We start from the raw sequence: 12,725 nt of genomic DNA on the forward strand, positions 1-12,725 counted from the left end.
GCATTTTAGTATTTGCCTGACAAAAAATACAAGGCGAATCACTCGCGTTGAATCATGGAGACTTCAATGAAAGCAGCAAAGATAGCAGTATTGCCGGGCGACGGTGTCGGTCAGGAAGTTGTGCCGGAAGCGGTCAAGGTATTGCAGGCAGCGGCCAAGGGCCGCTTCGAACTCGATCTGGAATACGGCACCATCGGCATGAGCGGTGTGGAAGCCACCGGCAAGCCCTTGCCGGACGCTACGCTGGCGCTGGCCAAGACGGCCGACGCGATCCTGTTCGGCTCCGTGGGCGGTCCCGCCTATGAGCAATGGCTGCGCAAGAACAAGGTCCGTTCCGGTTTGCTGCAGTTGCGTCTGGAACTTGGCCTCAACGCCAACCTGCGTCCGGTGCGCCTGATCCCGGAGCTGGCATCGGCGTCCACACTCAAGCCGGAAGTCATCGACGGCCTCGATCTGCTGATCATCCGGGAACTGTCGAGCGACATCTATTTCGGCGAACCGCGCGGTCCGGTGGCCAATGCCAGCGGCGAGCGCGAATCGGTCAACACCATGCGCTACACCGAATCGGAAGTGCGGGCGATTGCGCACGTCGCCTTCCAGGCCGCGCGAGGTCGCAGCAAGCGCGTGTGCTCTGTGGACAAGGCCAACGTGCTGGAAACCATGCAGCTGTGGCGCGACGTGATGACCGAAGTTGGCGCTGAATATCCCGACATCGAGCTGTCGCACCTCTACATCGATGCTGCCGCCATGGCGCTCTTGCGCGCTCCCACGCGTTTCGATGTGATCGTCACCGGCAACATGTTCGGCGACATCCTGTCCGACGAAGCCGCGATGCTGGTCGGCTCGCTCGGCATGATGCCGTCGGCGTCGCTGTCGCCCAGCGGCAAGGGGCTGTACGAACCCATTCACGGATCGGCGCCGGACATTGCCGGCCGCAACATCGTTAATCCGCTGGCTACAATCCTGTCGGCGGCGATGCTGCTGCGCTACAGCCTTCAGCGCGAGGATGATGCGCAACGTGTGGAAAATGCCGTGCGCAGCGTGGTGAGCTCGGGACTGCGCACCGCCGACATCATGGAACCGGGATGCCGTCAGATCGGCACGCGCGAGATGGGCGATGCGGTGGCGGCAGCCATCGCCAGGTAACGCACCGCAGGTTGTTGCAGGTCCGTAACGATGGCTGGATTTTGCTATCCAGCGCGGCCTCGCCATGGCGCAACCTGCACTCTCCGCAATCTTCGCAATCTTTGCAAGAGATGATCATGACCCATTTCGTCTTACAGGATGCGGCGCCGCCGCGCGTGTCCGACATACCAACCGCAACCGCGCCTGCGGTTTCCGCTACTACCGCTGCGCTGTTGTTCGAGAACGTCAGCTGTACGTTCTCGCGTCCCGGCAAGGAAAGCCAGACCGTGGTCAACAAGGCCACGCTGTCGGTGGCGCCGGGCGAGTTCGTCTCCGTGGTCGGGCCGACCGGCTGCGGCAAATCGACGCTGCTCAACATGGCCGCCGGGTTGCTGTTCCCATCCGCCGGCCGTGTCCTGAGCTTCGGGAAGGACATCACCGGCATCAATCGCAACGCCACCTATCTGTTCCAAGGCGAGGCGCTGATGCCGTGGCGACGCGCCATCGACAATATCTCGGCCGGATTGCAGTTCGCCGGCGTGCCGGCCAAGGAGGCGGACGAACGCGCGCATCTCTGGCTTGAGCGCGTCGGCCTGAGCGGGCACGGCCACAAGTTTCCCTACGAAATGTCGGGCGGCATGCGCAAGCGGGTGGCGATGGCGCAGGCGCTGATTCTTGAGACGCCGGTGATCCTGATGGACGAGCCGTTCAGCGCACTCGATATCCAGACGCGCCAGCTCATGGAGTCCGAGTTGCTCGCACTGTGGCAGGCCAACCGCAAGTCGGTGCTGTTCATCACGCATGACCTGGACGAAGCCATCGCGCTGTCGGATCGCGTGGTGGTGTTGTCGGCCGGACCCGGAACGCGTCCTATCGCCGAATTTCCCATCGACTTGCCGCGTCCGCGGGAAGTTTCCGAGATACGCAACACTGAACGTTTTGTCCAACTGCATACGCAGATCTGGGACGTTCTTCGCAGCGAGGTATTAAAAGGCTATGAACAAAGCAAACGCTGAATTGATGGCGAGCCATCATTTGAACGAAGTGGATGCTGAAGCTGAAACAGCATCGGCCTCCACCCCCACTTTCCTACGTCATGAGCGCGCGCCGCGTGACCTCATGTGGCTTTGGCGCTTGCTGCTGCTGGCTGCGATGCTGGGCATCTGGCAGGGGCTGGTGACGCTGGGCATACTGCCGGTGTTCTTCTTCGGCGATCCGCTACCGGTGTTCGTGCAGATCTGGCACTGGTTCCAGAGCGGTGAAATATGGCCGCATCTGTGGGTCACGCTGATCGAGACGGTGCTGTCCTTCGTGGTCGGCATGGTGACGGCGGTGGCGTGTGGTTTGCTGCTGTCGCTCAACGACTTCCTGGCGCGCCTGCTGGATCCGTTCATCAAGGCTGCCAACGCCGCGCCGCGCGTGATCTTTGCGCCGATCTTCGCCCTCTGGTTCGGACTCGGCATCTGGTCCAAGGTGGCGCTGGGGACGACACTGGTGTTTTTCATCGTCTTCTTCAACGTGTTCCAGGGCGTACGCGAAGTCAGCCCGGTGGTCTTGTCCAATGTCCGCATGCTGGGCGCCAATCGCCGGCAACTGCTGCGCCACCTCTACCTGCCGTCGGCTGCGAGCTGGATGTTCTCCAGCCTGCACAACGCCGTGGGCATGGCCTTCGTCGGAGCGGTGGTGGGCGAGTACCTGGGTTCGGCGCGCGGCATCGGCTACCTGATCCTGGAAGCCGAAGGTACCTTCAACATCAATGCGGTGATCGCCGGGATCTTCGTGCTGACGACCTTCGCGCTGGTCATCGATACCTTCGTCACACGCATCGAGCGCCGCCTGCTGGTCTGGCAGCCCAGCAACGGCAATACCCAAAAAGCGCGTGCGGAAAGCTAGGAGAAATTTGTGTCGGAAATAGTGAAACGAACCTTGTTTGAAAAAATCTGGAGCCGGCATGAGGTCATGCGCGACGATACCGGCCAGAGTCTGCTGTACATCGACCGCAATCTGATCCATGAGGGTTCGCGCAATCCGTTCCAGGTGCTGGCGGCGAAGAAGCTGCCGGTGCGCCGGCCGGACCGAACCTTCGCCACGCCGGACCATTACGCGCCCAGTTCAGGCCGCACGCTGGATGACGTCGACGGCCCGGAACGCCGAAACATGGTGGCCTCGCTGACCGAGAACACCCGGCGCGAAGGCATCGTCATGTTCGGCATGGACGATCCGCGCCACGGCATCACGCACGTGGTGGGGCCGGAGCAGGGCTTGAGCCTGCCGGGCATGACCATCGTCTGCGGCGACAGCCATACCTCGACGCATGGCGCGCTGGGTGCGCTGGCCTTCGGCGTGGGAGCGTCCGACGTGGCGCATGCGCTGGCGACGCAAACAGTGTGGCAACGCATGCCGCGCACCCTGCGGGTGACGATCGACGGTGCGCTCGGTTACGGCGTGACGGCCAAGGACGTGGCGCTGGCGCTGATTGCGCAGATCGGCGCCGCCGGCGCCACCGGCCATGTGATCGAATACGCCGGCAGCACCATCGCCGCGATGTCGATGGAGGGACGCCTGACGCTGTGCAACCTGTCGATCGAAGCCGGCGGACGGGCCGGCATCATCGCGCCCGACGAGACGACGTTTGCCTACGTCAAGGGCCGGCCGTTCGCGCCGCAAGGCGAAGAGTGGACACGGAGTCTGGCGGAATGGCGTGAGTTGCGCAGCGACCCGGGTGCGACCTTCGATACGGAAGTGACGCTCGACGGCGCCGCCATCGCACCCATGGTCACCTGGGGCAACAGCGTGGAAGACGCCTTGCCTATTAGCGGCAGCGTGCCCGATCCGGCCGGCATTGCCGATGCCGAACGCCGCACCGTGGTGGAGAACACCTTGGCCTATATGGGATTGCACGGCCGCGAGTTGCTTGCCGGCGTGAAGATCGACTACGTCTTCATCGGCTCCTGCACCAACGGCCGCATCGAGGATCTGCGCGCTGCAGCCGCCATCGCCCGGGGACGCCACGTCGCACCCTCCGTGCGTGCGCTGGTAGTGCCGGGGTCGGCGCTGGTGAAGGCGGCGGCGGAAGCGGAAGGGCTGGACCGGATTTTCATCAACGCCGGTTTCGAGTGGCGCGAAGCGGCATGTTCGATGTGCCTTGCGACCAACGGCGACGTGGTGCCGCCGGGACTGCGTTGCGCCTCGACCTCGAACCGCAATTTCGTCGGCCGTCAGGGGCCCGATTCGCGCACCCATCTGATGAGCCCGGCGATGGCCGCGGCCGCAGCAGTGACGGGACAATTGACCGATGTCCGCACTCTTTTGCGGGAGGCATGATCATGCAAGCATTCATCCATCTCGACGCCGTAGCCTTGCCGGTGGCGGCGTCGAATGTCAACACCGACCAGATCATTCCGGCGCGCTTCCTGCGCAAGCAGCGCGCGGACGGTTTCGGCCAGTACCTGTTCCATGATTTGCGGTTCGGCGAAGACGGTCGCGAGCTGGCGGAGTTTCCCATGAACCAGGATGTCTATCGGGCACCGGGCGTCATCGTGGCGCGCAAGAACTTCGGCTGCGGATCGTCGCGCGAAATGGCGGTGTGGGCGATTTCCGACTTCGGCGTGCGCGCCATCGTCGCGCCCAGCTTCGCCGACATTTTCTTCAACAACTGCGTGCGCAACGGCATCCTGTGCGTGGTGTTGCCGGAGCAGGATGTCGAGGACATCCTGGCGCTGCTGGAAGCGCAACCGGGAACGCGACTGCAGCTCGATCTGGAAGGCCAGAAGCTCGTCGTCGAAAACGGCGGACAATACAGTTTTCCGGTCGACCCGTTCAACAAGAAGTGCCTGTTGCAAGGCCTCGACAGCATTGATTACACCTTGCGTTTTGCCGACCGTATCGCAGAGTACGAGGCGCGCTGAGTTCAGCAACGCGCAGCAAAGAACTGCGCGGCAACCATCATCCATGGAGACGATTCATCATGAAAAAACTACTATGCATACTGAGCGCCGGCCTGGCGTTGCAGGGAATGGCCAGTGCTTCCCAGGCGCAAGGAATGCTTGAGAAAAGGCACCTCGCGATCGCCACCACCGGTTCGGTGATTTCCTATTACCCGATCGAGATCGCCCTGGCCAAGGGTTACTTCAAGGACGAGGGACTGGACGTCGAGCGCAGCATGTACTCCGGCGGACCGCAGACTTTGCAGGCGCTGCTGGGCGGCAGCGCCGACATGGTGGTCAGCGCCTATTCCAACACGCTGACGATGGCCGCCAAGGGTCAGCGCTTGCAGGCCTTCGTGCTGATGATCAAGTATCCGGCGTTTGTCCTCGCCATCTCCAGGGCGGGGCAGGAGAAGTACACCTCGCTCAAAAGCCTGGCTGGCATGAAGATCGGCGTGACCTCGCCTGGTTCCAGCACCAACATGATCCTGAACACGATTGCCCAGCGTAACGGCGTCGATCCCAAGTCGTATTCGGTGATCGGCGTGGGCGCCATGTCGGGCGCGGTGGCGGCGGTCAAGCAAAACCGCGTCGATGCGCTGGTAGGCATCGATCCTACCATCAGCATGCTGGAAGAAGACAAGCAGATCAAAATCGTCGCCGACATGCGCACCGGCCCCGGCACCCAGGCGGCGATCGGCAGCGCGACGTATCCCGAGGGCTCGGTGATCTCGACCACCGATTTCATCAAGAAGAATCCGAACACCGTGCAAGCCGTGGTGAACGCCATGCTGCGCGCCGAGAAATTCCTCGAAACCGCCACCGCCGCGCAGATCGCCGACGCCTTGCCGAAGTCCTATCAGGTCGGCGAGCGCGACATGTTCCTCAAGGCCATCGAGCATACCCGCACGGTCTATTCGACGGACGGTCGTTACGACCTGGAAGGCGCCAAGGCGGTGCTCGGCGTATTGGCCAATTCGGAGCCGTCGGTGGCGGCTGCGCAAAGCCGTATCGATCTGCAATCGACGTACACCAACAAGTTCGTCGACGCGGCTGTGGTCAAAAAACCTTGAGTATTTTTTATTCCTTTCGTTCTTTATCCATCATCACTCTGGAGATGTGAAATGCAAGCCGGCAACCCATTCAAGGACGCCATCACGGCGCGAGCTCCGCAGCGTCAAATCGGACTGTGGCTCAGCATGGCCAACGGCATCGCGGCCGAAATCTGCGCCACCGCCGGTTTCGACTGGTTCCTGATCGACGGCGAGCATGCGCCCAACGACATCAACACGATCCTGTCGCAGTTGCAGGCGCTCGCCGCTTATCCGGTGGAAGCGGTGGTGCGTCCGCCGATCGGCGATGTGACGATCGTCAAGCGCCTGCTCGATATCGGCGTGCGCACCTTGCTGGTGCCGATGGTCGACAGCGCCGAACAGGCGCATGAACTGGTATCGATGATGCGCTATCCGCCGCAAGGCATCCGCGGCGTCGGCGCACGCATGGCGCGCGCATCGGGTTTCGGCGCCCGCACCAACTATATTGCGACCGCCAATGCCGACATGTGTCTGCTGGTGCAGATCGAGTCGGTGGAAGCACTGGATCAGATCGAGGCGATTGCCGCCGTGGAAGGCGTCGACGGCATGTTCGTCGGACCTTCTGATCTGGCGGCGTCGATGGGCCATCCCGGCAATCTGGCGCATCCGGATGTACGTGCGGCGGTGGACGGCGCGCTGCGTCGGATTAGGGCGGCTGGCAAGCCGACCGGCATCGTGGCGTTCGCGCAGACGGATATCCAGCGCTTCATCGATCTCGACACGACGTTCATCGCCGTGGGCGCGGATGCGGCCATCCTGGCCGACGGCAGCCGGGCGCTGGTCAAACAGTACAAGGACGGCAAGTAATGCAAACAGCCGGCGCCGCGAAGACAACCGCGTCGCCGCATGCGGCAGTGCGGCCGGAATGGCTGGCGCTGCGCCGGGAAGAGATCATTGAGCCGGAGCTGCGCATCGTCGATCCGCATCACCATTTGTGGGACCGTCCCGGCGCGCGCTATCTGCCGCTGGATCTGGTGGAGGACGTCAACAGCGGCCATCGCATTGCCGCGACGGTCTACGTGCAAAGCCGCTCAATGCTGCGTACGCATGGCGAGCCGGCATTTGCTCCGCTGGGAGAAGTGGAGTTCGCCAACGGTGCGGCGGCGATGGGTTCCTCCGGCGTCTACGGCGAGACACGTCTATGTGCGGGCATTGTCGGCGGCGCGGATCTGGCGCTGGGCGACGCCGTGCTGCCGGTGCTGGAAGCCATGCTCACGGTCTCGAGCGGACGCCTGTGCGGCATTCGCAACGCGGTGGCGTGGCATCCCGATCCGGCAGTCGGTTCAACCACGGCCCGCACGGTGCCGGGCATGCTGTGCAATCCCGCGTTCGTGCGCGGCGCGTCGTATCTGGCGCGCTTCGGGCTGGCGCTGGATGTGTGGGCGTATCACACGCAGCTTGACGACGTGTATGCGCTGGCGCGATCGATTCCCGAGGTGACGGTGGTAATCGATCACTTCGGCGGGCCGGTCGGCGTCGGGTCTGACAAGGTGGCGCGCAGCGGGATGCCGGCGCACTGGCGCAAGGCTATGCAGCGCCTCGCCGGCTTGCCGAATACGCGCGTCAAACTGGGCGGAGCCGGCATGCCGGTGCTGGGCTTCGGTTTCGACCGGGAAGAAATGCCGCCGGCGTCGCAAGTACTGGCGCAGGTGATGCGGCCGTATGTGGAAATGTGCGTGGAAGACTTCGGCGCCGCGCGCTGCATGTTTGAAAGCAATTTCCCGGTCGACAAAGGCATGTTCAGTTATCACGTCATATGGAATGCCTTCAAGCGCCTGATGCAGGGGCAGGGCGCATCTCAGGAGGAAAAGAACGCGTTGTTCAGCGCCACGGCGCTGGAGACGTATCGCCTGGCAATCTGAATCACTCATCCATACATCCATAACAATGCGCTCGTCTGAAGCGCTCAGGAGACAAGACCATGACCAAGTTCGCTCAAGGATCTGCATTACGGAAAATGTTGTTGGCGGCAGTCTGCTGCGCCTTCGGCGTCGCCCAGGTCGCGCATGCCGTCGACAACCTGGAAAAGAAACGCGTCGAGGTCGCCACCGTCGGCGCCGTGATGGGTTACCTGCCGGTGGACATCGCCATCACCAAGGGCTATTTCAAGGATGAAGGCCTGGAGGTCGAGCGCAGCATGTTTCCGGGCGGCCCCAAGGTCTTGCAGGCGATGATGGGCGGTACCGCCGACTTCGGCTCCAGCGCCTATTCGAATACGCTGACGATGGCGGCCAAGGGACAGAAGGTCGTGGCCGTCACGCTGATGGCGCGCTATCCGGGTTACGTGGTCGGCATCTCCACCAAGAGTGCGACGAAGTTCAAGACGATCAAGGACATGAAAGGAATGAAGATGGGGGTGACTGCGCCCGGTTCCAGCAACAACCTGGTGCTGAACTACATCGCCTCGGCGGCAGGCGTCGAGACCGGCAGTTTTTCTGCAATCGGCGTCGGCGCTGAAGCACGCGCTGCGGCCGCCGTGCGCCAGGGGCAGGTGGATGGCCTGATCAGCGTCGATCCGGTCATCACCATGCTGACCGAGAGTCGCGACCTCAAAGTAGTGGCCGACATGCGTACCGCCGAAGGCACCCGCGCCGCGCTCGGCACCGATCAGTATCCAGAGGCGGCGATCCTGACCACGGCCGAGTTCATTGCCAAAAATCCCAATACCGTGCAGGCTTTCGTGAATGCCATCGTGCGCGCGGAAAAATTCCTCAAGACGGCGATGCCGGAAGAAGTCGCCGATGCCTTGCCGGTGGCGTACCAGCTCGGCAACCGGCCGGTGTTTTTGCAGGCGTACAAGAACTCGCATGCGACGTTTTCCGAAGACGGACGCTTTGATCCTTCCGGTCCGCCTGCGGTGCTCAATATTCTGTCCGGCTTCGACAAGGAACTGGCCGCCGCGAAAGATCGCATCAACGTGCCGGCGACGTATACCAATCGCTTTGTCGATGCCGTACCCAAGTAACCCCTGAAGGAAACAACGTGCACAACGTCAGCATGCCCCATTGTCCGGTCCGCCCCGAATGGCTGGCGCTGCGCCGGGAAGAAATTCTCGAACCGGCCCTGCCCATCATCGACCCGCATCATCATCTGTGGGACCGGACCGGTAGCCGCTATCTGGTGCACGAGCTGTATGACGATCTCAACAGCGGGCACAACGTGCGCGCCACGGTGTTCATCCAGAATCGCGCGATGCTGCGCGCCGATGGGCCCGCCGAAATGGCGCCGCTGGGGGAGGTCGAGTTCGCCAACGGCGCCGCGGCGTTCGGCGCCAGCGCATTGTATGGCGCGGCGCGCGTGTGCGCGGGCATCGTTGCCGGCGCCGACCTGACCTTGGGTGAGCGCATCGAACCGGTGCTCGAAGCGATGCAGCGCACGGCCGGCGAGCGCTTGCGCGGCGTGCGCAACGCCGTGGTGTGGCATGCGAGTCCCGATGTGCGCTCAAGCACCGTATCGCCGCCGCGCGGCTTGCTCGGCGACGCGGCGTTCCGGCGCGGCACGGCGGTGCTGGAACGCTTCGGCCTGTCGTTGGACATCTGGTCCTATCACACGCAATTGGATGAAATTGCCGATCTGGCGCGCGCCCGGCCGGGCTTGTGCGTGATCGTGAACCACTTCGGCGGTCCCGTCGGCGTCGGACCGCATGCGGCTGATATGGCGGCAACGCTGGCCGACTGGCGCGCCGGGATGCAGCAGCTGGCGAGCTTGCCGAACGTCGTCGTCAAGCTGGGCGGCGGCGGCATGCCGGTGCTGGGCTTCGGCTTCAACCGCGCAGAAACGCCGCCGGCGTCGGTAATGCTGGCCGAAGCGTGGCGTACGTATTTCGAAGTGTGTGTGGAGCTGTTCGGCAGCGAGCGCTGCATGTTCGAAAGCAATTTTCCGGTGGACAAGGGCATGTTCAGCTATGCGGTGCTGTGGAATGCCTTCAAGCGCCTGGCGGCCGGCGCATCCGCGACCGACAGGACAGCGCTGTTCAGCGGCACGGCTGCCCGCGTGTATCGATTGACGGTGTGATCCGCAGCGGATCGCGTCACAATAATTTTCGGCGATTGAGTTCGGTAGTCGCCTCCATCCAAAGGAACTGAAATGAAAGAGTTGCAGGCAACATTGGTGCGCCCCGATCTGATCCGCGCGCACAATCTCATCAACGGAAAATGGCAGCCGGCTGCATCCGGCAAGCAGTTCGCCATTTCCGACCCGGCCACCGGCAAGGTGATCGCGCAGGTGCCTGACAGCGGCCCGGATGACGCGCGCGCCGCCGCCGATGCAGCTGCCGCCGCATTCCCCGCATGGAAACAGGCACTGCCGCGCGAGCGCAGCGATATCCTGCGCAAATGGCATGCGGCGATTCTCGCCAACGGTGAAGACCTGGCGCGCCTGATCTCGCTCGAGCAAGGCAAGCCGGTGGGAGAGGGCCGCGGCGAAGTCGCGTACGGCGCCTCCTACGTCTTGTGGTTTGCTGAAGAGGCGGCGCGCATTTACGGCGATGTGATTCCCCAGCAGCAGCGCGGCAAGCGCATGACGGCGCTGAAGGAGCCGGTCGGCGTGGTGGCGGCGATCACGCCGTGGAATTTCCCGCTGGCGATGATCGCACGCAAGATTGCACCGGCGCTGGCCGCCGGTTGCACGGTCGTGGCCAAGCCGGCCGAAGACACGCCGTTGACGGCGCTGGCGCTGGCCTTGCTGGCGCAGGAAGCCGGCGTGCCGCCTGGCGTGATCAACCTCGTCACCACCTCGCGCGAACAGGCGCCGGGGGCGGTCGGCGACTGGCTGGCCGATGAGCGCGTGCGCAAGATTTCATTTACCGGATCGACGCCGGTCGGCAAATATCTGGCGCGCGAATCCGCCAACACGCTCAAGAAACTGTCGATGGAACTGGGCGGCAATGCGCCCTTCATCGTGTTCGACGACGCCGATCTCGATGCCGCGGTCAGCGGCCTGCTGACCTCGAAGTTCCGCAATGCCGGCCAGACCTGCGTCTGCCCCAACCGCGTCTACGTGCAGTCGGGTGTGTACGAGCGTTTTGCCGAGTTGCTCAGCAAGCGAGTGGCGGCATTGGAGGTAGCGCCGGCAACCGACGAGTCGGCCCAGATCGGTCCGCTCATCAACGACCGCGCGGTGGACAAGGTGGCGCGCCACGTCGATGACGCAGTGACTCATGGCGCGCGCCTGCTAACGGGCGGAAAGCGTCTGCCTGCGCTCGGTCCCAACTTCTTCGAGCCGACCGTGCTCGCCGACGCTACTGCGGACATGCTGCTGTTTCGCGAAGAGACCTTCGGACCGGTGGTGCCGCTGTTCCGCTTCTACGACGAAGCCGAAGGCGTGCGCGCGGCCAACGACACCGCGTTCGGACTGGCCACCTATTTCTACAGCCAGGACGTGCGCCGCATCGATCGCGTCTCGCGTCAGCTTGAAGCGGGCATCGTCGGCATCAACGAAGGCGCGATATCGAGTGCCGCCGCACCGTTCGGCGGCGTCAAGGAATCCGGTTATGGCCGCGAAGGATCGCGCTACGGGCTGGATGACTACACTATCGTCAAATATTTGTGCCAGGGCGGGCTGCAATAAGCCGGGTTCGTTTTCCCTACGGCTTGCGGCCCGGATGGTCTCCGGGCCGCTGCTGTTGCACTAGCTTTTTATTTCATCTTTCCCATCACACCTGCGCCATGCCGCCGTCAACAAACAGTTCAACGCCGTTGACGAAGCTGGCCGCATCCGACGCGAGGAAGGCCACGGCCTTGCCGACTTCCTGCGGTTCACCCAAACGTCCCAGCGGGATTTGCGACGACAGGTAGTCGAACAGGCCCTGGCGCGCTTCATCCGGCACCAGGCCGCCCAGGCCGGGAGTGCGGATCGGACCGGGGCTGACTACGTTGACGCGGATGGCGCGGTCCTTCAGGTCCAGCGCCCATGAGCGGGCGAAGTTGCGCACGGCTGCCTTGCTGGCGCTGTACACGCTGAAGTTGGCGGTGCCCTGGATCGACACGGTCGAGGCGGTCAGGATCACCGATGCGCCGTTGCTCAGCAAAGGCAGCGCCTTCTGCACGGTGAACAGCACGCCGCGCACGTTGGTGCCGAAGATGCGATCGAAATGTTCTTCGGTAATTGCGCCCAGCGGCATCATGTCGCCGCCGCCTGCGTTGGCGAACAGGATGTCGAGCTTGCCGGCGCTCTTGGCGATCTGGGCGTAGACCGCGTCCAGGTCGGCCAGCACTGACGCATCCGCGCGGATGCCGGTGGCAGCGGCGCCAATGGCTGTCACCGCGGCGTCGAGTTCGGCCTGACGGCGACCTGTGATGAAGACGCGGGCGCCCTGCGCGGCCAGTTCCTGCGCCGTTGCCAGGCCGATGCCTGTGGTGCCGCCGGTGACCAGGGCGATCTTGCCGTTGAGTTGCTTGTCCATGATTGTTTCCTTTTGATAAGTGAAATTAAGTTGATCGAACATTTTTCCGTGCGCTTCCGTTTGGTGTTTTGCGGAAGGCATGGGTGTACTTTAGCCACAAGCCTTTATGAGAAAAAGTAGGTAAAATCGAAATGACTATCCATGTGTGTGGATAATGAAATCGACTTAAAGGAATGT

12 protein-coding genes are annotated in these 12,725 nt (G+C 63.1%); 11 read left to right on the forward strand and 1 reads right to left on the reverse strand.

Annotation, left to right across the window (positions count from 1 at the left end):
* Positions 1-66: 66 nt before the first annotated feature.
* From leuB to ACIROY_RS15300, 11 genes are all read left to right on the forward strand, one after another.
* Positions 67-1,146 carry a 3-isopropylmalate dehydrogenase gene (gene leuB / locus ACIROY_RS15250; protein ID WP_402342253.1) on the forward strand — a complete coding sequence of 360 codons (1,080 nt, stop codon included), beginning with the start codon at positions 67-69 and terminating at the stop codon, positions 1,144-1,146.
* Positions 1,147-1,262: 116 nt separating this feature from the next.
* A complete protein-coding gene (locus tag ACIROY_RS15255) occupies positions 1,263-2,141 on the forward strand; it encodes an ABC transporter ATP-binding protein (RefSeq protein ID WP_402342255.1) in 879 nt (292 codons plus the stop codon).
* 103 nt (positions 2,142-2,244) lie between these two features.
* The gene (locus ACIROY_RS15260) at positions 2,245-3,018 is read left to right on the forward strand and encodes an ABC transporter permease (protein ID WP_402342257.1); all 774 of its coding nucleotides are present in this window, start codon (positions 2,245-2,247) and stop codon (positions 3,016-3,018) included.
* 66 nt (positions 3,019-3,084) lie between these two features.
* Positions 3,085-4,449 (forward strand): 3-isopropylmalate dehydratase large subunit, encoded by a 1,365-nt coding sequence (gene leuC / locus ACIROY_RS15265; protein ID WP_402342259.1) that lies wholly within the window; start codon positions 3,085-3,087, stop codon positions 4,447-4,449.
* A gap of 2 nt (positions 4,450-4,451) precedes the next feature.
* Positions 4,452-5,033: a 3-isopropylmalate dehydratase small subunit gene (leuD, locus tag ACIROY_RS15270; RefSeq protein WP_402342261.1), complete on the forward strand. Its 582-nt coding sequence runs from the start codon at positions 4,452-4,454 to the stop codon at positions 5,031-5,033.
* Between the two features lie 59 nt (positions 5,034-5,092).
* On the forward strand, positions 5,093-6,124 hold the full coding sequence (locus tag ACIROY_RS15275; RefSeq protein ID WP_402342263.1) for an ABC transporter substrate-binding protein: 1,032 nt from the start codon (positions 5,093-5,095) through the stop codon (positions 6,122-6,124).
* 51 nt (positions 6,125-6,175) lie between these two features.
* Positions 6,176-6,952, forward strand: coding sequence for an aldolase/citrate lyase family protein (locus tag ACIROY_RS15280; protein WP_402342265.1), 777 nt, complete (start codon positions 6,176-6,178; stop codon positions 6,950-6,952).
* Positions 6,952-8,007 carry an amidohydrolase family protein gene (locus tag ACIROY_RS15285; protein ID WP_402342267.1) on the forward strand — a complete coding sequence of 352 codons (1,056 nt, stop codon included), beginning with the start codon at positions 6,952-6,954 and terminating at the stop codon, positions 8,005-8,007. Before ACIROY_RS15280 ends, ACIROY_RS15285 begins: the two co-directional genes overlap by 1 nt.
* A gap of 59 nt (positions 8,008-8,066) precedes the next feature.
* The gene (locus ACIROY_RS15290; RefSeq protein WP_402342269.1) at positions 8,067-9,110 is read left to right on the forward strand and encodes an ABC transporter substrate-binding protein; all 1,044 of its coding nucleotides are present in this window, start codon (positions 8,067-8,069) and stop codon (positions 9,108-9,110) included.
* Between the two features lie 17 nt (positions 9,111-9,127).
* Positions 9,128-10,159 (forward strand): amidohydrolase family protein, encoded by a 1,032-nt coding sequence (locus ACIROY_RS15295; RefSeq protein ID WP_402342271.1) that lies wholly within the window; start codon positions 9,128-9,130, stop codon positions 10,157-10,159.
* Between the two features lie 72 nt (positions 10,160-10,231).
* Positions 10,232-11,713, forward strand: coding sequence for an NAD-dependent succinate-semialdehyde dehydrogenase (locus tag ACIROY_RS15300; protein ID WP_402342273.1), 1,482 nt, complete (start codon positions 10,232-10,234; stop codon positions 11,711-11,713).
* 85 nt (positions 11,714-11,798) lie between these two features.
* On the opposite strand, the gene ACIROY_RS15305 is transcribed toward ACIROY_RS15300, so the two are convergent.
* Positions 11,799-12,548: an SDR family oxidoreductase gene (locus ACIROY_RS15305; RefSeq protein WP_402279501.1), complete on the reverse strand. Its 750-nt coding sequence runs from the start codon at positions 12,546-12,548 to the stop codon at positions 11,799-11,801.
* Positions 12,549-12,725: the final 177 nt, after the last annotated feature.

The organism is Herbaspirillum sp. NPDC101396, assembly GCF_044767365.1.
Classification (GTDB): Bacteria; Pseudomonadota; Gammaproteobacteria; order Burkholderiales; family Burkholderiaceae_D; genus Herbaspirillum.